Raw genomic sequence first — 26383 nt, 5'->3', positions numbered from 1 at the left:
CCGGGGGACGGCCGGGGTGCCATGGGTCGCCACTCCCGGCAGGCAGGGATGTGCACGGTACATGTTGAGTGTATGATGCATATATGGGTGGTATATCTAGCCGAAGGCGGTTCTCCTGACAGGGGAAGCGAGCCGGGAACTGAAGGATGCCTCGCGTGGACAAGCCACTTGATCTGCTGGAATTCGAGACCATGCTGCTCGGGCGGCACATGCACATGCTCAACCCGCGGGCGCGTGGGGCCGGTGAGGAACGGCTGGACCGCAGCGCGTACGTCCTGCTCAGCCGCATCCAGGCACAGGGGCCGATGTCGATCGGCGAGTTCAGCGAGGCTTTCGGCCTGGACGCCTCGACCCTCAACCGACAGACCGCCGCCATGGTGCGGGCCGGGGTCGTCGAGCGTATGCCCGACCCCGAGGGGGGCATGGCCCGCAAGTTCGCCATCACCGCCGAGGGCGAGCGTCGTCTGGACATCCATCGGACCGAGAACCTGGAGGGTCTGGAGAAGGTCATGGTCGACTGGGCGGCCGAGGACGTCGCCGAGTTCGCCGCCTATCTCAGCCGCTTCAACCGCGACATCGAGCGCCTCGACGGACGCCCGTGGCCACGTGGTTGACCATGCCGGCGGGCACGTCGTTCACCCTCATCGTCTGACCGGCCGACCTGCCGGGGATCTCCCCTCCGTCACGCCGGAGGCTGCTGCACAACCCCTGACGCCGTTCGGTTGTCACCCTCAGGAGCGCGTCCGTGAGTGAGCGATCAACGTGGCCGACCGGCAAGCGGAACGCACCGCGCCTGGGCGGCGGCCGGTCGCGAAGGTCTCGGCGTCGGCTCCTTCCAGTACTGCTACCAGGGGGCTTGGGTTCGATGGCGACGGGGCTTGGCAGACGGTTCACAGCGTGCGGCGTACTGTTCCTGGCCCTCGCCGGGTGCACGAGCGAGGGGCACGGCAAGGCTGCGGGCACGCCTCGCCCCACCGCCTCAGCCCTCTCGTCGACCTCGGCGGCGCCCACGCCGGCCGCGGGCCCGGCACGTCCCGTTGGAGTGGCGGCCCGCCTCGGGCCGAAGGACAGCGCTCTCGTGAAGTGGCTCAATACGGCAGCCCCTCCCCAGGGGCACCCCATACCGGCCCTGAACACCGTGGTGGTCATCCATCGCGGACAGAAAGGCACTGGCGAGGTGGGCTGGATCTCCGGCGACGGCTACTGCCTCGGTTACCGGCGCGAGGACGGAGCGGGATTCAAGTGCGGCCCTTACAACGTCGCCCAGGACCCATCCGTGCCGAGGATCGGCCGGATGGAGGGGATCCCCGACCACATGCCTTCATCGGACGAGTTCCAGCACCGTTACTACAGCCTCGCCGTCGTCGTCGACGATCGTGGACCCTTCCACCTCACCGGGGACGAACACCAGGGCTTCCTGTATCAGTCCCGGGCCACCTTGGAGCCCGACCGGACCGTCACCTTCCTCGAATGGGGCCACAACGGCCCTGAAATACCCCCACAGGCCAAGGTCTGCAGCGCGTCCACCCCCCGCTGCATCACCGACGCCAACTGACCGCGCCACGGACAACAAGGCGGCACGCGCACGACACCGCCGCCGCGTTCGGGAAAAGCAAAAGCCCCAGGTCACGGCGAGTGGGAATCCGGGAATCCGGGGGCTTCTACAGAGCCGCCTTCGGGATTCGAACCCGAGACCACGCATCACAAGATCGCCAGAGCGTTGCCCCGGACTTCCCTGACTGTTCCCACTTTTACTGTCTGCGCAGGTCAGAGGGCATGGAGGCATCCGGGGCCTGATGATCGTTCACCGGGTTCCACTGTCCTTCCGGCCCCATCCTGGCCCCCGGAGGACCTCGTCGGCGGGCCGGCCGGGCCCCAATCGGGCGGGCCTAAGGAGCGGACCGACAACCTCGGCTAGATACGGGGCCGTACGCCCCCGCATTGCTCTGCAGAACCCTACGTTCCGGGCCCCGCCAACGAGTACCCCCTCCCGGAACTCGCAGCCGCAGCGTCGCAGTCACCGTCTCCCGACGCCTCCAGATCCAACGGCACCGACGCGGCGGCAGAGGATGACCACTCCGCCACGACGGGCTCCGCGCCCAGGGACGACGACAGCACCCTCCGGATCTCGCCGGGTGTCGGGACGGCAGTACTGCCCGGAAGGCCCCCGCAGCGTCGCTCCAGGCGGCCACGATCCCCCTGAGCCAATTCCCTTACGCAGAAACCGGGCTCACTCATCCTCCGCATTCGGCCCCGAGCAGCGTCAGCCCTTCCGACCGAGGCCCTTGTTCCACATGAGTACAGATACTCAGGTGCGATGGTTACCGGTGCGGATGGGGCAGGTGATGAACGGCGCTACGGTACTTCTCGATCACCAAAACGATGCTGTCACACGTTCGCATCCACTCGTCGGTGTACGACGAGGCACGGGGAGGGGGCCAGGCATGGCGTGGGATGAGTGGGAGCAGCTCAAGACCGCGGCTGTCGAGCGGCACACCACACAGATGCAGCTCAACCAACTACCTGCCGACCCCGGAGGTTCCACTTCGGGTGGCAGTAGCGTCGGTGCCGACGAGCTGAGGTCCGACAAGGCGGCGTGGACCAAGGCGGGGGAAGGCGTCGGTTCGTTACGGGAAGACCTTGGCAAGGCGTGGGCGAAGGCGGAGTCGGGCCAGACGGGACTCGAGAAGGGGGCCGGGTGCCTGACCGCGGCGGCCCAGAAGGGGGTTTACGACTCCTGGAGACGCTACGTCAAGGACGTGAGCGGGGTGTGCGACGGGCTTGCCGGAGTACTCGAGAAGACGGGCAACGACCAGCTACGGACCGACGAGGTCATCGAGGCCGAGATCGCCAAGCTGAAGTCCAAGTACTACGAGGACGCGCCGGCCAGCCGCGGCCAGGCCAAGGGGCAGTGACCCGGAAGCATGGACCACCTGACTCTCAAGGCCCTCAAACCGACCGAGTACGCGGACGCGGCGGACGGGTACCGCGCGATGAACGGCATGGCCGACGCGGCCAAGGACCGCATCGACAACCAGATCACCGCGGCCATGCGAAAGGCCAATGAGGGTGAGGCCGCGGACGCGGCACTCAAGCAGCTGCGGAAACTCTCGGAGAACTTCCACTACACCCAGGTCGAGTGCGGTCTGATCACTGGAGCCCTCGACGGCTTCTCGTCCGAAATCGCTGCCCCCAAGCGGCGTCTGACTGAGGCACTGGACGACGCGGTCGCGCTGGCGTACACCGTCAACGAGAACGGCGCCATCACGTATCCCGCCAGCGGTACGAACGAGCTCACCGGTGAGCCGATCCCCGGCGGCACGGTTCTGGGCAACAACGGTCTGGTCACGAGCAACAACAGTGGATTTCAGTCACCGAGGCTGGCGCCGAACGATCCTCGGTTCAAGAGTCCGAACCCGCACTACGCCAAAGCTGTGGACATCGCCGACCGCATCGCCCACGCCGTAAGGGAAGCCCAGGAGATCGACGATCGGTACAGCAAGGCACTGCGCAAGCTCAAAGCGGCACCAGGCCTGAACGTCAACACCGAGGTATGGGCAGACGTAGCGTCCGACGTCGACGCTGTGAGTTCTGCCGCGAGTGACTACATCGCGGACCACGTCCCGTTGGACAAGTCGCCCACCGACCGCAAGGAGTGGTGGGACAACCTCAGCGACGAGGAGCGCGCGGAGTACAAGGCGGCCTTCCCGGAAATCATCGGAAACCTGGACGGCATCCCGGCCGTGGTCCGCGACGAAGCAAACCGCGGGAACATCCAACTTCTCATCGCTGAGTTGGAGGCCAGGCACGACGAGGCGTTCAAAGACAAGCTTGACGGACTGAAAGGTATCCGGACCAAGCTCGACTCGGGCAGTCAGCCGCCGATGTTCCTACTAGGGGTCGGCCTCGAAGGAAACGGGAGAGCAATCGTTGCCTTCGGGAACCCTGACACCTCGAAGAACGTCTCCGCTTACGTGCCTGGATTGGGCACTAAACTTAATTCCGGTTTTGCCGACGGCACGGTGAAACGTGCCTTCGATACGGCTAAGGGCGCCCAGGGTATCGATCCCTCCTCATCCGCGATCGTATGGCTCGGCTACGATGCCCCGCAATCGATCGATGTAATGACCACGGACGACGCTGAGCGCGGCGCCCCCGCTTACAACAGTTTCATGAGTGGAATTTCGGCGACCAACGAGCATGCCGATCCTCACATTACTGCCATTGGGCATTCCTACGGTTCTCGACTGGTGGGGGCCGCCACACAGGAGGCAGGAGGGATTCCGGGGGCCGATGACATCATCCTCGTCGGCAGTCCCGGCGTCGGCGTTGACAAGGCGGCGGACCTAGGTGTGGGCAAGGATCACGTCTGGGTGGGCGCGGCCGAGAACGACATCGTCACCAGGCTCCCTTCGTCAAAGGAAGCCGCGGCAGGAACCATGGGATTCTTCGGGGGAGGGCCGTTTGGCGCGTACCTCGGAGGAGAAATCGCAGACCGGGGTGACGACGACATCTGGTTCGGCAAGGATCCGGCGAGCAAAGCGTTCGGCGCCAACAGATTCGAGACCTTGCCCGGACCGGAGCTAGTTCATCCTTCCTTCCCCGACGTGTTGGACTCGAAGTTGGATATCGATGCCCATAGTAATTACTTCTCCCCAGAGGATGGAAAGGATAAGGTTTCTGCGCGAAACATCGCTGCCATTACCGCAGGACAGCCGGGATACGTCACGAGGGAGACGCCGCGATGAGGAAAAGGGTTGCAGCGGCCGCAGTGCTGGTTCTGCTTCTGGCTGGGTGCGGCTCGACAGGTACCGCGTCCTCAAGCAAGGAAAGCCAATCGAATATGAACATGCAAGAGGCGGCCGACAAGGCGGACGCGATTCTGGACGAGACGTTTGCGGCCATCAAGCCTCCCGTTCAGTGGACGCACACGTACTCAATGCCGGGTGACTGCTATGTGGACCGCGATCGTTCCGTCATGACGATCATCTCGGCCGAACGGCGTGCCAGCTTCCTCGGCGTATTGGAACGCCACTGGAAGGGGAAAGGCTACAAGTTCGTCGCGGCGAGTCAGAACGGGCTGGCGGCCAACTTCGAGACCCAGGACGGCTTCCAGCTCGAAGTCCTGATCGGGACCACTGGCCAGGCCCACCTGAGCGTCACCACCCCGTGTGCGGAGAAGTCCGAGGTTGCTCCGCCAACCAGCAAGCCGAACGGCCCGGACTACTCGAAGCAGAGGCTGCCGGCGCCGAACGTGAAGTCGACGTTCTGGTCGAGCGACGCGCCTCTCCCGAGCTGACCCACGCGGTCCGGGAGCTGATGTCCTGAAACGAGCTGGGCGTGGACATGCCGACCATCATCATGGAGATCCTGGCAGTACACCCAGATCAGTCAGACGCGCCGTTAGGTCAAGGGCCGCTCGCACCTCTCGAAGGACACCATGCGCCGCATGGGTGACGCCCACCTGCCCGCCCCGGCAGCTGCCTCTGAGCCCGCAACTGAGACTGGGGACCGCCGCGCGGCTCGTGCACGGCGCGGCCGCCGTATCCAGCAAAAAGCAAAAGCCCCAGGTCACGGCGAGTGAGAATCCTGGGGCTTCTACAGAGCCGCCTTCGGGATTCGAACCCGAGACCTACGCATTACGAGTGCGTTGCTCTGGCCATCTGAGCTAAGGCGGCGCGCCGTCCGCACTATGGTGCGATCAGCAACGCGGTAAGTCTACACAGTTTCCGAGGGTGCTCCGTACACGCCCCGGAGGGCCCGGATCCGGGGCGTGCGGGAGGGCTATGAGCAGCGCTTTCCCTTGGGTGGAGGGGTCCCGTCGAGGAGGTAGCGGTTGATCGCGGAGTCGATGCAGACGCTGCCGCGGCCGTAGGCGGTGTGGCCGTCGCCGACGTAGGTCAGGAGTGTGGCGGAGGAGAGCTGCCTGGCGAGGGACTCGGCCCAGGCATAGGGGGTGGCCGGGTCCCGGGTGGTGCCGACCACCAGGATCGGGCCCGCGCCCTTCGCCTCGATGCGGTGGGGCTCCCCCGTTGGTTTCACGGGCCAGTACGCGCAGTTCAGGGAGGCCCAGGCCAGGCCGTCGCCGAAGACGGGGGACGCCTTCTCGAAGGTGGGGAGGCTCTTCTCCAGCTGGTCGGGGCTGGAGAAGGCGGCCGGGAGATCGAGGCAGTTCACGGCCGCGTTGGCGTACATCAGGTTCGTGTAGTGGCCCTCGGCGTCACGCTCGTAGTAGCTGTCGGAGAGGGCGAGCAGGCCCGCCCCGTCCTTGTCCTTCATCGCCGCGCTGAGCGCCTCACGCAGCTGGGGCCAGGCCGCCTGGTCGTACATCGCCGCGATCACGCCCGTCGTCGCGAGCGACTCGGTGAGCTGACGGCGTTTCGCGTCGCCGGTCGGGATGGGGTTCGAGTCGAGCTTCTTGAAGAAGGCGCTGAGGTTCTTGCCCACCTGGTCCGGGCTGGTACCCGCGCCGCCCAGCGGGCAGCCGCTGTGGCGTACGCAGTCCTTCGCGAAGGACTGGAAGGCCGTCTCGAAGCCCGCCGTCTGGTCCTCGTTGAGCTTGCGGGCGGTGATCGAGGGGTCCAGCGCGCCGTCCAGGACCATCCGGCCCACCCGCTGCGGGTACAGGCCCGCGTACGTCGCTCCCAGGAACGTCCCGTACGACGCTCCCACGTAGTTCAGCTTCTGGTCGCCCAGTACCGCGCGCAGGATGTCCATGTCTCGGGCCGCCTCGACCGTGGAGACATGCCGCAGCAGCTTGGGCGAGTGCCGGGCGCATCCCTCGGCGAACTTCTTGTAGGCGTCGACCAGTTCACTCGTCTCCCGCACGTTGTCGGGCGTCATGTCCGTCTTCGTGAACGCGTCCATCTCCGGGCCGCTGAGGCATTCGACCGGCTCGCTGCGGGCCACTCCGCGCGGGTCGACCGCGACCATGTCGTAGCGGGCGCGGACCTGCGCCGGGTAGCCGAGCCCCGCGTACGACTGCAGGTATCCGACCGCCGAGCCGCCCGGACCGCCCGGGTTGACCAGCAGCGAGCCGATCCGCTTCCCCGGACCCGTGGCCTTCTTGCGGGCGACGGCCAGTTTGATGGGGCCCGAAGCCGGGTCGCCGTAATCGAGCGGCACCTTGATCGTGGTGCATTCGAAGCCGGACGCACCGCAGGAGCGCCAGGCCGGCTTCTGCTCGTAGTAGGGCGTCAGCGTCGCCGGAGTGGTGTTGGGCAGCGGGGTCAGCACCGCCTCGGCCGTCGTCGGCGCCGCCTCGGCGGCACTCGGCGCCGTCGTGGTGAACGTGGTGAAACTCTCCGAGGAGCAGGCGGAGACGAGCAGCGTCGTGGCGGCCAGCAGCATGCCGCCCCTGCGGAGGGGCCTGAGGATGCGCCTGAAGTACATTCCGCGAGCGTAACCTTGCGCGATCGATTGATCACCTTCAGTGGCGCACGCGCCTCTTACGAGTGACATCGTCAACCTCGCGCACCACGCGCACCACGCGCATGCCGCACCCCGACGCCCGCGCGTCAGCCCCCGCGCGCCACATCCCGACGGCGACACGTAAGCCCGCGCGCCCGAATTCGACGACCGCGTCAGCCCGCGCGCAGCGCCATCGTCATCGCCTCCACCGCCAGCAGCGGTGCCACATTTCGGTCGAGGGCCTCGCGGCACGCCGCGATGGCGTCGATCCGGCGCAGGGTCGCCTCCGGCGAGCTGCCGCGAGCCAGTCTCTCCAGCACATCCCCGGAATCCGCGTTGGCGATGGCCAGGCGGGAGCCGAGCTGGAGGGCGAGGACGTCGCGGTAGAAGCCCGTGAGGTCGATGAGCGCGAGGTCCAGACTGTCGCGCTGGGTACGCGTTCTGCGGCGCTTCTGCCGGTCCTCCAGCTCCTTCATGACGCCCGCGGTGCCACGCGGCATGCGCCCGCCCTGCACCGCGCCGAGGGCGGTCTTCAGCTCCTCGGTCTCCTTCACGTCGACCTCCTCGGCGAGCTGCTTCGCGTCCTCCGCGGCCGTGTCGACCAGTTCCTGGGCCGCCCTGAGGCAACTGCCGACGTCGTCGACCCGGAGCGGGAGCTTGAGGACGGCGGCCCGGCGCTCCCGAGCCCGCGGGTCCGTGGCGAGGCGCCGGGCCCGCCCGATGTGCCCCTGCGTCGCGCTCGCGGCGGCCGCGGCGACATCCGGGTCGATGCCGTCACGCCGTACGAGGATGTCGGCGACCGCTTCCACCGGGGGCGTGCGCAGGGTCAGCAGGCGGCAGCGGGAGCGGATGGTGGGCAGGACGTCCTCGATGGAGGGCGCGCACAGGAGCCAGACCGTGCGCGGCGCCGGCTCCTCGACGGCCTTCAGCAGCACATTGCCCGCGCCTTCCGTCAGGCGGTCCGCGTCCTCCAGGACGATGACCTGCCAGCGGCCGACGGCGGGCGACATCTGGGCGCGGCGCACCAGGTCACGGGTCTCCTTCACACCGATGGAGAGGAGGTCGGTGCGGACGATCTGCACGTCGGCGTGCGTCCCGATCAGGCTGGTGTGGCAGCCGTCGCAGAAACCGCAGCCGGGGACCCCGCCCAGCGCGCGGTCGGGGCTCACGCACTGGAGCGCCGCGGCGAAGGCGCGCGCCGCGGTGGAACGGCCCGACCCGGGCGGCCCGGTGAACAGCCAGGCGTGGGTCATCCTGGACGCCTCGGGCGGCGGGGTGGCCCCGGCGACCGCCGTGACCAGGGCGTCTGCGTCACGCGCGGCGGCGGCGAGCTGCTCGCTCACCTTCTCCTGGCCCACCAGGTCGTCCCATACGGGCACGGGGCACCGCCCTTTCGTCGCACTCTGCCTTGCCGCGTCCATTGTGCGGGTCGCCACTGACAACGGACGCCGCTGCCGACGGACGCCGCCGACCACGGCCCCGGGCCACGGGCCGACAGGCGGAGACCGCGATGCTCGGAGATCCCGCCCGTGCCGCCTCCGCCGGTCACGACCGCCGACCTGGCCGGCTCACGATCGCCGCACTCCCGGCGGATCATCCTCACCGGGTCTCCCACGGCCACGACGACCGCACCCGGCGGTCACCCCACCCCGTTCCAGCGGCAGCGACCGCCCCGCGCAGCCGCCGCCCCGGATTCAGCGACGGTTCCCGCCGCGTCCCTCGCGTCCCTCGCGTCCCTCGTCCGCTTCGTCGTCCTCCCGCGGGCCCAGCAGCTCGTCCGCGAGGGTCGGAAGGTCGTCGAGCGGCGTCTCCTCGGCCCAGTCGGGACGCGGGCGGCGGCGGGGCGTGCCCGAGGCGTCGACCTGGGGCAGCTCGCGCGTACGGTCGACCCCGTCGTCGGAGCGCTGCGCCGCCGCCCGCTCGTCCCGGAAGAAGCCCGGGGGCACCCGGTCGGACGGGTCCCCGGCCGAATCCCCACCCCTACCCCTGTCCCTGTCCCTGTCCCTGCCCGAGTCCGGGGCCCGGTCCCGTACGGGAGGCAGCACCGCCGTCTCGTCGGACGCGCCGGGTGTCACCGGCGGCAGGACCGCCGTCTCGTCGGCGGCTCCCGCGACCGGCGGCAGCACCGTCGTCCGCTCGGCGGCGTCCTCCGGCACGGGCGGCTTCGGCAGCTTGGCCGTCTCCTCGGAGTCGGACCGGGAACCGCCGCGGTTGCCCCTGTCCCGCACCGGCGACAGCACCGCCGTGTCGTCCACCGCACCGCCCGACGCGTTCGGGGGCGCGACGACCGGCGTGGGCACGGTCGTCTCGTTGTCGGACTCGGTACCAGTGCTGGTGTTGGTGCCGGCCGGATTTGTGGCGGGGGCAGGAGTGGATGCCTGCGACGAGGCCGGGGTCGGCGCCGGAGCGGAGTCGGACGCGGCGGCCGACGTCGAAGCCCTGGTGGTCGAAGCGGCCCCGGTGGACGGCAAGGACGCGGCGGCGCTCGCCGCGGCTGCGGCAGCGGCCGAGGCGGCCGCCGTCTCCGCCGCCGCACGCCGTGCCCGCTCCGCGCGCAGCAATGCCTCCTCGGCCTTGCGCTGCTTCTCCAGACGCCGGGTCTCCGCCTCGGCGCGCAGCCGGGCCTCCTCCTCGGCCTGCTTGCGCAGCCGTTCCTGCTCGGCGGCCCTGACCTTCTCCTCGGCCAGCAGTCGGGCCCGCTCCTCCTCGGCCCGCCGGCGGGCGTCCTCGGCACGCTGCCGGGCCTCCTCCGCCTGCCGCTCCGCCTCGCGACGCTGGGCCTCCTCCAGCTCCCGCTGCTGGCGTTCCTCTTCCTCCGCGCGCAACCGGGCTAGCTGTTCCTGGCGCTCGCGCTCCTGGCGCTCCTCCTCGGCCTTGCGGGCAGCCTCTTCCTCGGCCTTGCGCCGGGCCTCCTCCTCGGCCGCCTTGCGCGCCTCCTCCTGGGCCTTCACCTCGGCCTCGGAGAGGGGCAGCATCACGTCGAGGCGGTGCCGGACGACGGTGGTGACCGCCTCGGGCTCCTGTGCGGCGTCGACGACCAGGTAGCGGCCGGGGTCGGCGGCGGCCAGCGTCAGGAAACCGGACCGCACGCGCGTGTGGAACTCGACGGGCTCCGACTCCAGCCGGTCCGGCGCCTCCGTGAACCGCTCGCGCGCCGCCTCCGGGGAGACGTCGAGCAGCACCGTCAGGTGCGGCACCAGTCCGTTGGTCGCCCACCGGTTGATGCGGGCGATCTCGGTTGGTGACAGGTCGCGGCCCGCGCCCTGGTAGGCCACCGAGGAATCGATGTAGCGGTCGGAGATGACGACGGCACCGCGCTCCAGCGCGGGCCGCACCACCGTGTCCACGTGCTCCGCGCGGTCGGCGGCGTACAGCAGCGCCTCCGCGCGGTGCGACAGACCTGCCGAGGACACGTCCAGCAGGATCGACCGCAGTCGCTTGCCGACCGGTGTGGCACCGGGTTCGCGGGTCACCACGACCTCGTGGCCCTTGGCCCGGATCCACTCGGCGAGCGCCTCGGCCTGGGTCGACTTCCCGGCTCCGTCGCCGCCCTCCAGGGCGATGAAGAAGCCGTTCCCGGCGGGCGTCGGCAGCGGGTCGTCGCCGCCGCGCAGCGCGTCCAGCAGGTCGTGGCGCAGCGGCACGCCCGAGCGGTCGTCGACCTTGGCGAGCACCAGGGCGGCGACGGGCAGCAGCAGGGCGCCGACCAGCATCAGGGTGAAGGCGGCGCCGCCGTGCGCGAACACGAACTTGCCGTTCTCCAGGCGGTGCGGTCCGATCGCCGCGGCCACCAGGGGGGCCAGCAGGGCGCCGAGCGCCACGGAGACCCGTACGACCGCGTGCAGGTGTTCGGTGGTGCGCGCCCGCCGGTACTCCTCGGCCTCCTGGTCGAGCAGCGCGTGCCCGGTGTTCGCGGCGACACCCGCGCCGACGCCGGCGAGGGCGACGATCAGCAGCACGGTGGTGACGTCCGGGACCAGTCCGGCGGCCAGCAGGGCGATACCGGTGAAGGCGATCGCGAGGGAGAGGAGCCGGCGGCGCGACAGCGACGGCAGCACCTTGGCGGCGGTACGGACACCGACGACGACACCGCCGGTCAGCGCCAGCACCAGCAGCCCGTACGTGACAGGTCCGCCGCCCAGGTCCTTGGCCTGCAGCACGGAGACCGCGACGGCTGCCGCGATCGCGGCGGCGACGGCCGCGCAGGCGAGCACCAGGAGCGGGATCACGCCGGTACGGCCCTTGTCGACACCGGTGCCCGTCTTGGGGCGGCGCAGGCCCTCCAGGGGCGAGCGGGCGCGGGGGGTGCGGGTGTCGGGCAGTTCGAGGAACGTGAGCACGGAGAGCGAGGCGGCGAACAGCCCGGCGGCGACATACGAGGCGAGCGCCGCCTGGTGCTGGTCGAACCAGGTGATCCCGGCACCCAGCAGGTTGTTGACGAGGGACACCACGACGAGCGCCGCGGCCGCGATCGGCACCGCCGCGAACGCGGTACGCAGGGACAGGCGTCGCAGCGCGTCCATGTGGTCCGGCAGCGGGCGCACGGTGGCGCCCTCAAGGGGTGGCGCCGGCAGCAGCGCGGGGGCCGCGCCCTCCCGGCTCACCGTCCAGAAGCGCTCGGCCACACCGGTCACGAACGCGACGACCAGGAGGACGGCGAGGGCGTCGTCCGGTGTCCAGTCGATCCACAGAGGCGCGACGATCAACAGCAGGGCGCGCAGCCCGTCGGCGCCGACCATGGTCCAGCGCCTGTCGAGGGGGCCGTCCTTCGACGTCAGCGAGGTGAGCGGGCCCAGCAGGACCGCTCCGAAGAGCAGCGTCGCGAGCACACGCGCCGCGAAGACCGCGGACACCGCGAGGGCGACGCCGCGGTAGCCGCCGCCGAAGGAGCCCTCGGCGACCGCCGCCTGGAGGACGAGTACGACCAGGACGAGCAGGGCCAGGGCGTCGGCGACACTCCCTACGAGATGGGCGCCCCACAGGCGTTTCAGCTGCGGCTGGCGCAGCAGCGCGCGCACGGCGCGCTCGCGCGAATCCGCGACCAGGGCGTCGTCGGGGGCCGGAGTGTGGGCCGTAGGCTGCTCGGCTCGCGTCATTCTGCAAGCCTATCGGGACCCACTGACTGTCCGGAGGGGTGCCCGAACATGTGGACGCCCCCACACCGGAAGGTACGGGGGCGTCCACATCTGCCGGGCGGTGCCGGCCTGGTCTCAGCTCTCGGAAGCGGCCGTCTTCTTGGCGGCCGTCTTCTTGGCGGGCGCCTTCTTGGCGGCCGTCTTCGACGTCGTCGTCTTCTTCGCGGCGGCCTTCTTGGCCGGGGCCTTCTTGGTGGCCGTCTTCTTGGCGGCCGCCTTCTTCGCGGTCTTCTTGGCCGGGGCCTTGGCGCGCTTCTCGGCGAGCAGCTCGAAGCCGCGCTCCGGAGTGATGTCCTCGACGCTGTCCCCGGACCGCAGGGTCGCGTTGGTCTCGCCGTCGGTCACGTACGGCCCGAAACGGCCGTCCTTGACGACGACGGGCTTCGCGCTGACCGGGTCCTCGCCCAGCTCCTTCAGCGGCGGCTTGGCGGCCGCACGGCCACGCTGCTTGGGCTGGGAGTAGATCTCCAGCGCCTCTTCGAGCGTGATGGTGAAGAGCTGGTCCTCGGTCTGCAGGGAGCGCGAGTCAGTGCCCTTCTTCAGGTACGGCCCGTAGCGCCCGTTCTGCGCGGTGATCTCCACCCCCTCGGCGTCCTTGCCGACGACGCGCGGCAGGGACATCAGTTTGAGGGCGTCCTGAAGAGTCACCGTGTCCAGCGACATGGACTTGAAGAGGGACGCGGTACGCGGCTTGACGGCGTTCTTGCCCGTCTTCGGGGTGCCCTCGGGGAGCACCTCGGTGACGTACGGGCCGTAGCGTCCGTCCCGCGCGATGATCTGGTGGCCCGACTCCGGGTCGTTGCCGAGTTCGAAGTCGCCGCTCGGCTTGGCGAGCAGCTCCTCCGCCAGCTCCACGGAGAGTTCGTCCGGGGCGAGGTCCTCGGGGACGTCCGCGCGCTGGTGGTTCTCGGAGTCCTTCTCGCCGCGCTCGACGTACGGGCCGTAGCGGCCCACGCGGAGCACGATGTCGTTGCCGACGGGGAAGGACGACACCTCGCGGGCGTCGATGGCGCCCAGGTCGGTGACGAGCTCCTTGAGGCCGCCCAGGTGGTCGCCGTCGCCGTTCCCGGCCTCGGCGGCACCGGTCGCCTCGCCCTCGCCGAAGTAGAACCGCCGCAGCCACGGCACGGCCTGTGCCTCGCCCCGCGCGATGCGGTCGAGGTCGTCCTCCATCTTGGCCGTGAAGTCGTAGTCGACGAGCCGGCCGAAGTGCTTCTCCAGGAGGTTGACCACGGCGAAGCTCAGGAAGGACGGCACCAGTGCCGTGCCCTTCTTGAAGACGTAGCCGCGGTCGAGGATCGTGCCGATGATCGACGCGTACGTCGACGGGCGGCCGATCTCGCGCTCCTCGAGCTCCTTGACGAGCGAGGCCTCGGTGTAGCGGGCCGGGGGCTTGGTGGCGTGCCCGTCGACCGTGATCTCCTCGGCGGACAGCCGGTCGCCCTCGCCGACCTGCGGGAGACGGCGCTCACGGTCGTCGAGCTCGGCGTTCGGATCGTCCGCGCCTTCGACGTAGGCCTTCAGGAAGCCGTGGAAGGTGATCGTCTTGCCGGACGCGCTGAACTCGGCGTCACGCCCGTCGGCGGACGTGCCGGCGATCTTCACCGTGACCGAGTTGCCGACCGCGTCCTTCATCTGCGAGGCGACGGTCCGCTTCCAGATCAGCTCGTACAGCTTGAACTGGTCGCCGGTCAGACCCGTCTCGGCCGGAGTGCGGAAACGATCACCCGAGGGGCGGATCGCCTCGTGCGCCTCCTGCGCGTTCTTGACCTTTCCGGCGTACGTGCGCGGCTGGGCCGGCAGGTAGTCGGCGCCGTACAGCTGCGTGACCTGGGTGCGGGCGGCGGTGACCGCCGTCTCCGAGAGGGTCGTGGAGTCCGTACGCATGTAGGTGATGAAGCCGTTCTCGTACAGCTTCTGGGCCACCTGCATGGTGGCCTTCGCGCCGAAGCCGAGCTTGCGCGAGGCCTCCTGCTGGAGCGTCGTCGTGCGGAACGGCGCGTACGGCGAACGGCGGTAGGGCTTGGACTCGACCGAGCGGACCGAGAAGTCCGTGTTCTCCAGGGCGGCGGCGAGCGCGCGGGCGTTCGCCTCGTCCAGGTGGAGTGTGTTGGCGCCCTTCAACTGGCCGAGCGAGTCGAAGTCCCGGCCCTGGGCGACGCGCTTCCCGTCGACCGCGGTGAGACGGGCGACCAGGGAGGACGGGTCGGACGCGTCCCCACGGCGGCCGGTGCCGAAGGTGCCGGTCAGGTCCCAGTACTCGGCGGACCGGAAGGCGATGCGCTCGCGCTCCCGCTCGACGACGAGGCGGGTCGCCACGGACTGCACGCGGCCCGCCGACAGACGCGGCATGACCTTCTTCCACAGGACCGGCGAGACCTCGTAGCCGTAGAGGCGGTCCAGGATGCGGCGGGTCTCCTGGGCGTCGACCATGCGCTGGTTGAGCTCGCGCGGATTGGCGACGGCGCTGCGGATCGCGTCCTTGGTGATCTCGTGGAAGACCATCCGGTGGACGGGAACCTTGGGCTTCAGGACCTCCAGGAGGTGCCACGCGATGGCCTCGCCCTCGCGGTCCTCATCGGTGGCGAGGAAGAGTTCGTCGGAGTCCTTCAGCAGGTCCTTGAGCTTCTTGACCTGGGCCTTCTTGTCGGCGTTGACCACGTAGATCGGCTGGAAGTCGTGCTCGACGTCCACGCCGAGGCGGCGCACCTCGCCGGTGTACTCCTCCGGCACCTCCGCCGCGCCGTTGGGGAGGTCGCGGATGTGCCCGACGCTCGCTTCGACGACATAGCCGGGGCCGAGATAGCCCTTGATCGTCTTCGCCTTGGCAGGCGACTCGACGATGACGAGTCGGCGGCCGCCGTGTGCGGTGTCGCTGGTCGGGGACAACTTCGCTCTTCTCTCCGGTCGACGCAGGGGGTCTCCCCAGGCCTAGGTCCCGGGGGTCGGGTCGTGCTGACGCTGCGGAGTGTGACGGTACATCCCGCCCCCGTGTCAAACGGGAAAAGCCCGCAACGGCCACTCGAACGGTAACCCGACTACCGCCATTCCTGCCGCCCGGAGTACGCAGCCGCCCTTTCGGCCCTAACCGGAGCGTGACCCCCCGGTCACCGGGGTGCCGGCCCTCACACGCGCGTGAAACACCACATCCCGAGTGCGAGCGCACCCGCTCCGGCAACGCTCGCGACCGTCGCCGATGCGACGCGGTTCACACCGACGGCGATGGGCTCGCCCTGCCGCAGCCGCACCACCGTCCACGCCAGCAGTGCGCCTCCGAACAGGGCGAACACCGTCCCCACGAAGATCGCCGGTCCACTTTCCATCGATATGCCTTCCGCCCCGGGTCCCAGGGTCGGGAGGCTGGCACGCCCCGGAAGCGGCTGTGCGAACCTGCGGTGAACGCAGGGCGGACGGCACCCCATCGGCGGGCCTGGACGGCTCGGATCACGCCCGGCGCGGGTGCCCTCCGGGCCGTCCTCGTGTCGCCGGAAGCGACCCGCCGGGCGCGGGACTGTGGCGAATTCGTCGTCCGCCGTTCCCCAGCCCCCGCCCTCACCGACCGGCTCACCCCTGCCGCGCGGCCCGGCGCGGGTCCTGAGGCACCGAACCCGCTTCCCTGGCCGGTGAGCGGCACACCTGCGCAGGAAACGCCGCCCGGAACGCCCGGAACGTCCGGCACCGGTCGGATGTTGGCCGAATCCACATCCCGGCGACGGCCGGGCTCCCCGCGAGGGTCCCCGGGACCCCGCCGAACGGTCCTGGGGGCCCCGCCGAAGGGGGTCCCTGGGGGGCCTGGGGCCCCGCGAAGGTCCCGGGTCGCTCCGGCGAAGGGGTCCTGGGGGCTCCGGCGAAGAGTCCTGATGCATGCGGGCCCTGGTGCATCCGGTGCCCGGCGGAGCGCGTGTCGCCGGGCGCCGGGAGGCGCGTGCCTCGTCACTCCGCGGGCTCGAGGAACCCCTGTTCCACCAGCAGCCGGATCTGGCCGGGTGTCCGGTCACGCAGCAACACCGGATCCTCACCGACCAGTTGGGCGATGGCGTCGAGGATCCGCCCGGCGCTCAGGGTGCCGTCGCACACGCCCGCGAAGCCCGCGCCGACCGTGTCCACCTTGGTGGCCCGCCGCATCCCGCGGTTCTGGCGCAGCACCACGTGCTCCGGGTCCTCGGCGCCGGGCAGGCCGACCTGCTCCTGGACCACCTCGGCCGTGAGCCTGAAGTGCCCGGCGAGCAGCGCCGCGTCGTCGCTGGCCCGCAGGAAGTCGACGCGGGCGAAGTGCGCGCGCACGGTGTCGCCGAGCGGCTGTTCGACGGGGTGCGGCCACTCCTCGACGGTGATCGAGGGCTCGGCGGCCGCCGTCCTGCGCAGCGTGATCCACCCGAAGCCGACCGCCTTGACCTTGCGCGCCTCGAACTCGTCCAGCCAGGCGTCGTACCGCGCCTGGTACTCGGCCGGGTCGGAGCGGTGGTCGCCCGCGTCGCGCAGCCACAACTCCGCGTACTGCGTGATGTCCTGCACCTCGCGCTGCACGATCCACGCGTCACAGCCGCGCGGCACCCAGGAGCGCAGCCGGTCCTGCCAGTCCTCGCCCTCCACGTGCTGCCAGTTGGCCAGGAACTGGGCGTACCCCCCTTCGTTCAGCCGGTCCCCCGCCTGCTGAACGAGCGTGCGGCACAGATCGTCCCCGCCCATCCCGCCGTCGCGGTAGGTGAGCCGGGCGTCGGGCGAGATCACGAAAGGCGGGTTGGAGACGATCAGGTCGTACGTCTCGTCGTCCGGGACCGGGTCGAAGAGCGAGCCCTCGCGCAGATCGGCCGCCGGGGCGCCGGAGAGCGCCAGGGTGAGCGCGGTGATGTGCAGCGCGCGGGGGTTGAGGTCGGTCGCGGTCACGCGTGTGGCGTGCTGGGCCGCGTGCAGGGCCTGGATACCGGAGCCGGTGCCGAGATCGAGCGCGGCGGCGACGGGCTCGCGGACCGTGATGCCGGCCAGGGTCGTGGAGGCGCCGCCCACACCGAGGACGACGCCCTCCTCACGGGTTCCGATGCCGCCCGCGCCCCCGACGGCGCACCCGAGGTCGGACACGATGAACCAGTCCTCGCCACCGGGTCCGCCGTACGGCCGGACGTCCACCGTCGCGGTGACCTCGTCGCCGCCCACCCGGGTCAGCCAGCCGCTCTCCAGGCAGTCCTCGACCGGCAGTACGTCCGCCACGCGCGCGTGCGGCACGGGCTGCTGCAACAGGAACAGCCGGACGAGCGTCTCCAGGGGCGTGTCCCCGCGGGTCGCCCGGAGAGCGGGCACGGTCTCACTGCGCGCCAGCGCCGCGTAGGCGGGTGCGCCGAGCAGGTCGAGCATTCCGTCGGCGGTGAACGAGGCGCCGAGCAGGGCGTCCCGCAGCCGATCGGCGACGTCGACGCGGTCGGACGAGGGCAACGGTGGCAGGCTGGTGTGACTCACATCCCCCATTGTGTCCGCTCCCGCCGACCGGCACGCACTCCTGTGGACAGCGGCACGCACTCCTGTGGACAGCAGCACCTGCTCCTGTGGACAGTGGCAGGCACGCCTGTGGACACATGCCGGGGACCCGGCACGCGTGCGTACCGGGTCCTGGTTCGGGCACGTGCCGGGTCCTCGTCGGGGCGGGCGGCCGTTCGCCCGCCCGCCGCTCAGCCCTGGGCCGCGGAGGGCGACGACGCCGACTTGCAGCTCTCCTGCTTGGCCATCGCCTTGCCCACGTCGCCCTCCTCCAGCTTCTTCAGCGCGTCGTTGCCGCTCTGGCTCAGCTTGGCGAGCTGCGTCGCGATGCCCTTGAGGCCGTCCGCGAACTTCGCCTGGTCCTTCGTGTCGAGCCCGTCGACCTGCTTCTTGAGGGCGGCGTAGGACGCGGAGATGCCGTTGAGTTCCTTCACGGCATCCGTCTGCTTCTGCTTGCCGTCGGTGACGTCGGGCGCGCCGGCACCGTCGACGGCGGCGCCGATCGCCTTGTAGGCGTCGGACATGTCCTGGAAGGCCTGTGCGTCCGTCTTCCGGACGGCATCCGGCGCGCTGTTGTCCGAGGTCTCCTTCTGGATCGCGGCGTTGGCGGCCTCGATCTTCTTGGCCTGCGGCTGCACCGCGTCACAGACCTGCTTGGCCCACGAGTTCAGCTTGTCGTCGTTGCCGTTGTCGCTGCTGCATCCCGACAGCGCCAGTACCAGTACCGCACCGCCGGACAGTGCGGCCGTGAGCTTCTTGTTCACCGGATTGGTCCCTTCCATGGCTCTCGGCCCCGGAACATACACGCCATCCGGGCGACATCCGCGGGCCGTGCACCCGGTTCACCCCTTTTTGAAGCCATTTGCACCAAGCGAGAGAAGGCTCACGGCGACGGTGTGAACACACACGGAGCGGGCGGGCGGCGCGTCAATACGCGCCGCCCGCCCGTCCGTTGGCCAGTACCTGACCAGATGGAGAACCCTGGGGTTACGAAACCACCGCCGCATCCGGTGACTTGGAGACCCGTTCCGCGTCCTCCTCGTCACCCACGGCGATCCCGCGTCGCTTGGAGATGTACACCGCGACCACGATCACGAGCAACGAGAGCACCGCGATCAGGATGCGCAGAGCGAGGTTCTTGTCTTCGCCGTACGAGAACTTGACGACCGCCGGCGCGATCAGCAGCGCCACCAGGTTCATCACCTTCAGAAGCGGGTTGATCGCGGGTCCCGCCGTGTCCTTGAAGGGGTCACCGACCGTGTCGCCGATCACCGTGGCGGCGTGCGCCTCGCTGCCCTTGCCACCGTAGTGACCGTCCTCCACGAGTTTCTTCGCGTTGTCCCACGCGCCGCCGGAGTTGGCGAGGAAGACGGCCATCAGGGTGCCGGTCCCGATCGCGCCCGCGAGATACGAGCCGAGCGCGCCGACACCGAGTGTGAAGCCGATGGCGATGGGCGCCAGGACGGCGAGCAGACCCGGGGTGGCCAGCTCCCGCAGGGCGTCCTTGGTGCAGATGTCGACGACCCGTCCGTATTCGGGCTTCTCCGTGTAGTCCATGATCCCGGGGTGCTCGCGGAACTGCCGCCGCACCTCGTAGACGACGGCCCCCGCGGAGCGCGACACGGCGTTGATCGCGAGGCCCGAGAAGAGGAACACGACGGCCGCGCCGGCGATCAGACCCACCAGGTTGTTGGGCTGGGAGATGTCCATCATCAGGTTCAACGGCGCGCCGGGCCCGGAGACCTTCTCGCCGACGTCGTTCGCGGCCGACAGGATCGCGTCCCGGTACGACCCGAAGAGCGCCGAGGCCGCGAGGACGGCCGTGGCGATGGCGATGCCCTTGGTGATGGCCTTGGTGGTGTTGCCCACCGCGTCCAGGTCGGTGAGCACCTGGGCGCCCGCGCCCGTGACGTCGCCGGACATCTCCGCGATGCCCTGGGCGTTGTCGGAGACCGGGCCGAAGGTGTCCATGGCGACGATGACGCCGACCGTGGTGAGCAGGCCGGTACCGGCGAGCGCCACCGCGAAGAGCGCCAGCGTGATGGACGCGCCGCCGAGCAGGAAGGCCCCGTACACGCCGAGACCGATCAGCAGGGCGGTGTAGACGGCCGATTCGAGACCGATGGAGATACCGGCGAGGACGACGGTGGCCGCACCGGTGAGCGAGCTCTTGCCGATGTCCCGTACGGGACGGCGGGTGGTCTCGGTGAAGTAGCCGGTCAACTGCTGGATCAGCGCGGCCAGCACGATGCCGATCGCGACGGCCACCAGCGCGAGGATCCGCGGGTCGCCGCCCCTGGCCTTGATCGCCGCGTCCGTGACGCCGTCCAGGCCGGAGTACTTCCCCGGCAGGTAGACGAAGACGGCCACCGCGACCAGCACCAGCGAGATCACCGCGGAGACGAAGAAACCGCGGTTGATCGCGGACATGCCGCTGCGGTCGGAACGGCGTGGCGCCACCGCGAAGATGCCGACCATGGCCGTGAGGACGCCGATCGCGGGCACGATCAGCGGGAAGGCGAGCCCGGAGTCGCCGAACGCCGCCTTGCCGAGGATCAGCGCGGCGACGAGCGTGACGGCGTACGACTCGAAGAGGTCCGCGGCCATACCGGCGCAGTCCCCGACGTTGTCGCCCACGTTGTCCGCGATGGTCGCGGCATTGCGCGGGTCGTCCTCCGGGATGCCCTGCTCGACCTTGCCGACCAGGTCGGCGCCGACGTCGGCGGCCTTGGTGAAGATGCCGCCACCGACACGCATGAACATGGCGATCAGCGCGGCGCCGAGGCCGAATCCCTCCAGGACCTTCGGCGCGTCGGCCGCGTACACCAGCACCACACAGGAGGCGCCCAGCAGCCCGAGCCCGACCGTGAACATGCCGACGACGCCGCCCGTACGGAATGCGATCTTCATGGCTTTGTGCGAGACGGCGGTGAGATCCTTTTCGGGCTCACCCGCCGTCGGAGTCGCTTCCCGTGCCGCGGCGGCCACGCGGACATTGCTCCGGACGGCGAGCCACATACCGATATATCCGGTGGTCGCCGAGAACACCGCGCCGATCAGGAAGAAGATCGACCTTCCGGCACGCTGATTCCAGTCGTCCGCGGGCAGCAGCATGAGCAGGAAGAACACCACGGCGGCGAAAACCGCCAGGGTGCGCAACTGCCGCCCCAGGTAGGCGTTCGCGCCCTCCTGGACCGCTGCCGCGATCTTCTTCATGCTGTCGGTGCCCTCGCCGGCAGCGAGCACTTGTCGTACCAGAACCCCGGCGACCGCAAGGGCCGCCAGCGCGACGACGCCGATGACCATCACGATCAGGCGGTTGTCGTCGGTCAGAACTGCGGCTGCGAAGGTTGTGGGATGGTCAAACTGATGAGGGGTAGAAAGCCCCGCCATTCGTCCTCCTTGACGCTTGGGCTGAGCTCAAGATGTGGACGGATTGTAGGTACCGGAACCTGATCAAAACAGTACGCGGTAAACGGAATTCGCCTTCACATCCCCGTCAGCAAATGATCGACGGGCATCCACAGAACCCAAAAGAGGTAATGCCCCAAAAGCGTTGACCCTTGATCAAATAATCGCGTGATTGATCGTGAACCAATTCACGAATGGCGTGTGCAGTCATCTCACCTGCCCGGGCGCAAGAAAAAGGGCCCTGCGAGGCAGGGCCCTTCGTGTGATGAGTGTGTCTTGTACGTGTCCTGCTACGAGGGGGACATCAGGGAACGAGCGTGACCGGCGGCGTGGTCGGCCAGCTCATCCTGATCAGTCCACCGTGCTCGTCGGCGCTGACCTCTACGTCGTCGACGAGGCCGCTGATGACCGCGAGGCCCATCTCGTCCTCCTCGGCGTCCGTGTCGGCATTGCCGGGAGCGGCTCCGGGCACCGTCGCACCGGGCACCGAACGCGGCGCCTCGTCGCCGACCTCGATGGAGAACTGCTTCTCCTCCTCGATCAGCGTCACCCGCACCGGCGCCGAGATGCCGCTGCTCTGGTGCAGTCCGACGGCACGGCTGCAGGCCTCGCCCACGGCGAGTCTGACCTCGTCGAGAACGGCCTCGTCCACTCCGGCCCTGCGCGCCACCGCTGCCGCCACCAGTCGGGCGGTCCTGACGTGCTCGGGCAGCGCGCTGAAGCGGAGCTCAACGGTGGCCATGCATCCCCCTCAACTACGGGCGTGCTGTCAGGGGGCCGGGCCGCCGAGGCCCGGTCCCCCTCCATTGCTTCTACCGTCTCGGACGCCACGCTCCCGTGGCGCCCCACGACGGGGTCAGTCGGTGGCCGCTACCGCTTCCTCGACCGAGGTGTGGATGGGGAACACCTTGGTGAGACCGGTGATACGGAAGATCTTCAGAATGCGCTCCTGGTTGCAGACCAGTCGCAGCGAGCCCTCATGGGCCCGCACACGCTTCAGGCCGCCCACCAAAACGCCGAGCCCGGTGGAGTCGAGGAAGTCCACGCCCTCCATGTCGACGACAAGATGGAAACTGCCGTCGTTCACCAGCTCGACCAGCTGCTCACGCAGCTTGGGCGCGGTATATACATCGATTTCGCCACCGACCTCGACGACCGTACGATCGCCGACGGTACGGGTCGACAGGGACAGGTCCACGGATCCTCCAGCACCTTGCTATCGAGCGGTCGCCCCAAGGGACACCTCGGCAGAGCCCCCGGGACGGTTCGCCAGCCGCGATGGCATTCAATCACTTACCGGCAGGCGTGCACGACGCCTTGAGCCCATTGTCCGTCACGCCAGTGACACACTCGATGCCGATGGCCAAGAATCACCGATCCGATCGAACCTCGGCGGACACCGCTTCGCGCCCCTCTCCGGGCACGGTCCTGGACCGGCTCGCCTCGGGGCCGAGCCGGGCTTCGCGCATCACTCATACGGAGCACTTGCCCCCGCGGGCGGGTCGCCATGCCGTATGGCCCGACCGGATTCGATCAGAGGTCGTCGCCGCCGTGCAGGCCGCGGGCATCGAGCACCCCTGGGCCCACCAGGCACTCGCCGCCGAGCACGCCCTGGACGGCGACTCCGTGATCGTCGCCACCGGCACGGCCTCCGGCAAGTCCCTGGCGTACCTCGTGCCGGTCCTCACAGCCCTTCTGGACGGCTCCGAGGCGCCGAACGGCCGGGGAGCCACCGCGCTCTACCTGGCGCCCACCAAGGCCCTCGCAGCAGATCAGCGCCGTTCTGTGAAGGAACTTTCACAACCCCTGGGCAACGCCGTTCGCCCAGCCGTGTACGACGGCGACACCCCGGTCGAAGAACGCGAGTGGGTCCGCCAGTACGCCAACTACGTCCTGACCAACCCCGACATGCTGCACCGCGGGATATTGCCCTCCCACCCCCGCTGGGCCTCCTTCCTGCGCGCCCTGAAGTACGTCGTCATCGACGAGTGCCACACCTACCGCGGCGTCTTCGGCTCCCACGTCGCCCAGGTGCTGCGCCGACTGCGCCGACTGTGCGCCCGCTACGGCTCCTCACCCGTCTTCCTGCTGGCCTCCGCGACCGCCGCCGAGCCCTCCGTCGCCGCCCGCCGCCTGACCGGCCTCCCGGTGGTCGAGGTCGCCGACGACGCCTCGCCGCGCGGTGAGCTGGTCTTCGCCCTCTGGGAACCCCCGCTCACCGAACTGCACGGCGAGAAGGGCGCGCCCGTCCGGCGTACCGCCACCGCCGAGACCGCCGACCTCCTGACCGACCTGACCGTCCAGGGCGTGCGCTCGGTCGCCTTCGTACGGTCCCGGCGCGGCGCCGAACTGATCGCGGTGATCGCCCAGGAGCGGCTGGCCGAGGTCGACCGCTCGCTCGTCCGGCGCGTCGCGGCGTACCGCGGCGGCTACCTCCCGGAGGAACGCCGCGCCCTCGAACGCGCCCTGCACTCCGGAGAACTCCTCGGTCTCGCCGCCACCACCGCCCTCGAACTCGGTGTCGACGTCTCCGGACTGGACGCCGTCGTCATCGCGGGCTACCCCGGCACCCGGGCCTCCCTGTGGCAGCAGGCGGGCCGCGCCGGCCGGTCGGGGCAGGGCGCGCTGGCGATCCTGGTCGCCCGCGACGACCCACTGGACACGTTCCTCGTGCACCACCCCGAAGCTCTGTTCGACCAGCCGGTGGAGTCCACGGTCCTCGACCCCGACAACCCGTACGTCCTCGCCCCGCACCTGTGCGCCGCGGCCTCCGAAATCCCTCTCACGGACGAGGATCTGGAGCTGTTCGGCCCGGCCGCCGCGGATCTGCTGCCGCAACTGGAGGCCGCGAAGCTGCTGCGCCGCCGGACGAAGGCCTGGCACTGGACGCGCCGGGAGCGGGCCGCCGACCTGACCGACATCCGCGGCGAGGGCGGCAGCCCGGTGCAGATCGTCGAGGCCGGGACGGGGCGGCTGCTCGGCACGGTGGACGCCGGCGCCGCGCACACGACGGTGCACGAGGGCGCGGTCCATCTGCACCAGGGCCGTACGTATCTCGTGAAGCACCTGGACCTGGAGGACTCCGTCGCACTGGTCGAGGAGGCCAACCCGCCGTACTCGACCGTCGCCCGCGACACGACCGCCATCTCCGTCCTGGAGACGGACACCGAAATCCCCTGGGGCGAGGGCCGGTTGTGCTACGGCTCCGTCGAAGTCACCAACCAGGTCGTCTCCTTCCTGCGCCGTCGGGTCATCACCGGAGAAGTGCTGGGCGAGTCGAAGCTCGACCTCCCTCCGCGCACGCTCCGCACCCGTGCCGTGTGGTGGACGGTCACCGAGGACCAACTGGACGCCGCCCGCATCGGTCCGGAGATCCTCGGCGGCGCCCTGCACGCCGCCGAACACGCGTCGATCGGCATGCTCCCGCTGTTCGCCACCTGCGACCGCTGGGACATCGGCGGCGTGTCCGTCCCCCTGCACCCCGACACCCTGCTGCCCACGGTCTTCGTCTACGACGGTCACCCCGGCGGCGCGGGCTTCGCGGAACGCGCCTTCCACACCGCCCGTGCCTGGCTCACCGCCACCCGTGAGGCCATCTCCTCCTGCGAGTGCGAGGCCGGCTGCCCGTCCTGCATCCAGTCACCCAAGTGCGGCAACGGCAACGAGCCGCTGCACAAACGGGGTGCCGTCCGGCTGCTCACCGAACTGCTGCGGGGAGCGCCGGAGGAGTAGCCGCCGGGTCCACCGGTGTGGCGGGGCCCGCTCTGGACCTGATCTCCGCGGCGAAGGGGCCGGCACCCGACACGGCCGTGACGTCCGAGACGTCGCCCTCCACCGTGCATCGCGCCAGCCGGGCACGCTGGGCCCGGGCCACCCGGTCCGCCTCGGCACAGGCCGCCCGGCTGCCGTCCGTCCAGTGGTCCGCGGCGGCGAGCGCGGCCAGGTCGGCCGCCCCCGCCGCGCGGTGGCGCACCACGACCACCTGCCCCATGGCCAGGACCGCCCCGAAGACGGCGCACAGTAGGGCGATCACCCCGACCGCCCACACGGTCGCCGACCCCCTGTCCGAGAAATCCGGGGATCGCGTCCGCCTCCTCACCCACGCTGCCGCCCTCGTGGCCCGGAGGAGGGCGTGCACGGGCCCGAGGAGGGCGTACGGACGGAGAAGGGCGGGCGGGAGCCGGAGGCGAACTCGACGCCGCAGAAGGGCGCACAGACGGCCCGAGAGGATGCGCGGGGACCCTGAAGGTGAGCGCGCGGGCCCGCACCGGCTGCGCGAGGACCGGAAGGGGCCGGGCACCGGCCGGAGGCGGGCGCGCGGCGCGCTACGACCCGGTGGCATCCCCGGTCACCCCCACGGTCTCCTCCGCCAGGGCCACGGCCTCGTCGCTCAGCTCCAGGGACAGCGCGTCGGGCCCCGGCGCGCTCGCCGTGACCGTCACCCGGACCAGATCACCCGTCCGGCTCACCGTGACCCTGGCGCCGTGCGGTGCCGCGCGGCGTGCCGTCGCCAGGACCGTGTCGGGCGGGTCCTGACGGGCCGCCGCGCGGGCGCCCGCCCTCGCCGCGTCCACGCACTGGATCTGCGCGGACGCGGCGAGCAGGGCCCACACCAGCGCCATTCCGACGAGCACCAGCGAGGGCAGCACCACCGCGGCCTCGGCGGTCACGAATCCACGGTCGCCGCACCGCGCCGGGCCGCTCACCACCGGCTCACGTCGGGACATTGAGCGCTCGCCCCACGATGTCCTGCAACTCCTCGCTGACCTGACCGCTCGTCACCACCTTGTAGAGCACGGCGGCGAAAGCCACCGCCGCGATGACACCCACCGCGTACTCGGAGGTGACCATTCCCGCGTCCCTCCGCGCCGCCAGACCACGCATCCATGCCCGCACCCGCACTCGTACCGTCCTGCACATCTCAACCCCCGTGGGTTCGGTCCCGCTGATCACTT

General features: G+C 70.1%; 19 protein-coding genes, 1 tRNA gene and 1 pseudogene. 7 read left to right on the top strand and 14 right to left on the bottom strand.

Features of this window, described 5'->3' with window-relative positions; translation table 11 throughout:
• Positions 1 to 155 precede the first annotated feature (155 nt).
• The 6 genes and pseudogenes from OHB41_RS26185 to OHB41_RS26160 form a co-directional block, all read left to right on the top strand.
• On the top strand, positions 156 to 614 hold the full coding sequence (locus tag OHB41_RS26185; protein ID WP_194280613.1) for a MarR family winged helix-turn-helix transcriptional regulator: 459 nt from the start codon (positions 156 to 158) through the stop codon (positions 612 to 614).
• A gap of 464 nt (positions 615 to 1078) precedes the next feature.
• Positions 1079 to 1555 (top strand): hypothetical protein, encoded by a 477-nt coding sequence (locus OHB41_RS26180; RefSeq protein WP_266700615.1) that lies wholly within the window; start codon positions 1079 to 1081, stop codon positions 1553 to 1555.
• A gap of 889 nt (positions 1556 to 2444) precedes the next feature.
• The gene (locus tag OHB41_RS26175) at positions 2445 to 2915 is read left to right on the top strand and encodes a hypothetical protein (RefSeq protein WP_266700614.1); all 471 of its coding nucleotides are present in this window, start codon (positions 2445 to 2447) and stop codon (positions 2913 to 2915) included.
• Between the two features lie 9 nt (positions 2916 to 2924).
• Positions 2925 to 4748 (top strand): alpha/beta hydrolase, encoded by a 1824-nt coding sequence (locus tag OHB41_RS26170; protein ID WP_266700613.1) that lies wholly within the window; start codon positions 2925 to 2927, stop codon positions 4746 to 4748.
• 101 nt (positions 4749 to 4849) lie between these two features.
• Positions 4850 to 5299 (top strand): hypothetical protein, encoded by a 450-nt coding sequence (locus OHB41_RS26165; RefSeq protein WP_266706131.1) that lies wholly within the window; start codon positions 4850 to 4852, stop codon positions 5297 to 5299.
• Positions 5300 to 5328: 29 nt separating this feature from the next.
• Positions 5329 to 5584: pseudogene (locus OHB41_RS26160) on the top strand (hypothetical protein); the annotation flags it as partial.
• A 20-nt stretch (positions 5585 to 5604) separates the two neighbouring features.
• Here the strand turns inward: OHB41_RS26160 and OHB41_RS26155 are convergent.
• The 11 genes from OHB41_RS26155 to bldG all read right to left on the bottom strand — a co-directional run bounded on the left by OHB41_RS26155 (position 5605) and on the right by bldG (position 22626).
• A tRNA-Thr gene (locus OHB41_RS26155) sits at positions 5605 to 5678 on the bottom strand.
• Positions 5679 to 5784: 106 nt separating this feature from the next.
• Positions 5785 to 7392, bottom strand: a complete 1608-nt coding sequence (locus tag OHB41_RS26150; RefSeq protein ID WP_266700612.1) for an alpha/beta hydrolase — start codon at positions 7390 to 7392, stop codon at positions 5785 to 5787.
• 191 nt (positions 7393 to 7583) lie between these two features.
• Positions 7584 to 8789: a DNA polymerase III subunit delta' gene (locus OHB41_RS26145; protein ID WP_266700611.1), complete on the bottom strand. Its 1206-nt coding sequence runs from the start codon at positions 8787 to 8789 to the stop codon at positions 7584 to 7586.
• Between the two features lie 315 nt (positions 8790 to 9104).
• Entirely contained in the window at positions 9105 to 12506 is a 3402-nt protein-coding gene (gene tmk, locus OHB41_RS26140) for a dTMP kinase (protein WP_266700610.1), read from the bottom strand.
• A 114-nt stretch (positions 12507 to 12620) separates the two neighbouring features.
• Positions 12621 to 15434: a type I DNA topoisomerase gene (gene topA / locus OHB41_RS26135; RefSeq protein ID WP_266700609.1), complete on the bottom strand. Its 2814-nt coding sequence runs from the start codon at positions 15432 to 15434 to the stop codon at positions 12621 to 12623.
• A 236-nt stretch (positions 15435 to 15670) separates the two neighbouring features.
• Positions 15671 to 15868: a hypothetical protein gene (locus OHB41_RS26130; protein ID WP_168529291.1), complete on the bottom strand. Its 198-nt coding sequence runs from the start codon at positions 15866 to 15868 to the stop codon at positions 15671 to 15673.
• Between the two features lie 610 nt (positions 15869 to 16478).
• The gene (locus tag OHB41_RS26125; protein WP_526024964.1) at positions 16479 to 17999 is read right to left on the bottom strand and encodes a DUF7059 domain-containing protein; all 1521 of its coding nucleotides are present in this window, start codon (positions 17997 to 17999) and stop codon (positions 16479 to 16481) included.
• Positions 18000 to 18208: 209 nt separating this feature from the next.
• Positions 18209 to 18799, bottom strand: a complete 591-nt coding sequence (locus tag OHB41_RS26120; RefSeq protein WP_266700607.1) for a small secreted protein — start codon at positions 18797 to 18799, stop codon at positions 18209 to 18211.
• Positions 18800 to 19004: 205 nt separating this feature from the next.
• The gene (locus tag OHB41_RS26115) at positions 19005 to 21410 is read right to left on the bottom strand and encodes a sodium-translocating pyrophosphatase (protein WP_266700606.1); all 2406 of its coding nucleotides are present in this window, start codon (positions 21408 to 21410) and stop codon (positions 19005 to 19007) included.
• A gap of 322 nt (positions 21411 to 21732) precedes the next feature.
• Positions 21733 to 22170, bottom strand: a complete 438-nt coding sequence (locus OHB41_RS26110; RefSeq protein ID WP_266700605.1) for an ATP-binding protein — start codon at positions 22168 to 22170, stop codon at positions 21733 to 21735.
• 114 nt (positions 22171 to 22284) lie between these two features.
• Entirely contained in the window at positions 22285 to 22626 is a 342-nt protein-coding gene (bldG, locus tag OHB41_RS26105; RefSeq protein ID WP_003975386.1) for an anti-sigma factor antagonist BldG, read from the bottom strand.
• Between the two features lie 80 nt (positions 22627 to 22706).
• Between bldG and sftH the strand changes: the two genes are divergently transcribed.
• Positions 22707 to 25160, top strand: coding sequence for a DNA 3'-5' helicase SftH (sftH, locus tag OHB41_RS26100; RefSeq protein ID WP_266700604.1), 2454 nt, complete (start codon positions 22707 to 22709; stop codon positions 25158 to 25160).
• Here the strand turns inward: sftH and OHB41_RS26095 are convergent.
• The 3 genes from OHB41_RS26095 to OHB41_RS26085 form a co-directional block, all read right to left on the bottom strand.
• Entirely contained in the window at positions 25126 to 25527 is a 402-nt protein-coding gene (locus tag OHB41_RS26095) for an Rv3654c family TadE-like protein (protein WP_266700603.1), read from the bottom strand. The two genes, sftH and OHB41_RS26095, sit on opposite strands and share 35 nt — an antisense overlap.
• A gap of 226 nt (positions 25528 to 25753) precedes the next feature.
• Positions 25754 to 26155: a TadE family type IV pilus minor pilin gene (locus tag OHB41_RS26090; RefSeq protein WP_266700602.1), complete on the bottom strand. Its 402-nt coding sequence runs from the start codon at positions 26153 to 26155 to the stop codon at positions 25754 to 25756.
• Entirely contained in the window at positions 26142 to 26348 is a 207-nt protein-coding gene (locus OHB41_RS26085) for a DUF4244 domain-containing protein (RefSeq protein WP_266700601.1), read from the bottom strand. Before OHB41_RS26085 ends, OHB41_RS26090 begins: the two co-directional genes overlap by 14 nt.
• Positions 26349 to 26383 lie beyond the last annotated feature (35 nt).

Origin of the sequence: Streptomyces sp. NBC_01571, from assembly GCF_026339875.1 — a bacterium.
In the GTDB taxonomy this organism is placed as follows: Bacteria; Actinomycetota; Actinomycetes; order Streptomycetales; family Streptomycetaceae; genus Streptomyces.
Note: the sequence above shows the minus strand (reverse complement) of the source record. Positions and strands in the feature narration are given on the sequence as shown.

Excerpts from the sequence above, each read along its gene's own strand:
- tmk (WP_266700610.1), bottom strand. The coding sequence starts at position 12,506 with ATGACGCGAGCCGAGCAGCCTACGGCCCACACTCCGGCCCCCGACGAC.
- OHB41_RS26115 (WP_266700606.1), bottom strand. The coding sequence starts at position 21,410 with ATGGCGGGGCTTTCTACCCCTCATCAGTTTGACCATCCCACAACCTTC.
- OHB41_RS26130 (WP_168529291.1), bottom strand. The coding sequence starts at position 15,868 with ATGGAAAGTGGACCGGCGATCTTCGTGGGGACGGTGTTCGCCCTGTTC.
- sftH (WP_266700604.1), top strand. The coding sequence starts at position 22,707 with ATGGCATTCAATCACTTACCGGCAGGCGTGCACGACGCCTTGAGCCCA.
- OHB41_RS26170 (WP_266700613.1), top strand. The coding sequence starts at position 2,925 with ATGGACCACCTGACTCTCAAGGCCCTCAAACCGACCGAGTACGCGGAC.
- OHB41_RS26110 (WP_266700605.1), bottom strand. The coding sequence starts at position 22,170 with ATGGCCACCGTTGAGCTCCGCTTCAGCGCGCTGCCCGAGCACGTCAGG.
- OHB41_RS26090 (WP_266700602.1), bottom strand. The coding sequence starts at position 26,155 with ATGTCCCGACGTGAGCCGGTGGTGAGCGGCCCGGCGCGGTGCGGCGAC.
- OHB41_RS26165 (WP_266706131.1), top strand. The coding sequence starts at position 4,850 with ATGCAAGAGGCGGCCGACAAGGCGGACGCGATTCTGGACGAGACGTTT.
- OHB41_RS26150 (WP_266700612.1), bottom strand. The coding sequence starts at position 7,392 with ATGTACTTCAGGCGCATCCTCAGGCCCCTCCGCAGGGGCGGCATGCTG.
- OHB41_RS26175 (WP_266700614.1), top strand. The coding sequence starts at position 2,445 with ATGGCGTGGGATGAGTGGGAGCAGCTCAAGACCGCGGCTGTCGAGCGG.
- OHB41_RS26085 (WP_266700601.1), bottom strand. The coding sequence starts at position 26,348 with ATGTGCAGGACGGTACGAGTGCGGGTGCGGGCATGGATGCGTGGTCTG.
- OHB41_RS26120 (WP_266700607.1), bottom strand. The coding sequence starts at position 18,799 with ATGGAAGGGACCAATCCGGTGAACAAGAAGCTCACGGCCGCACTGTCC.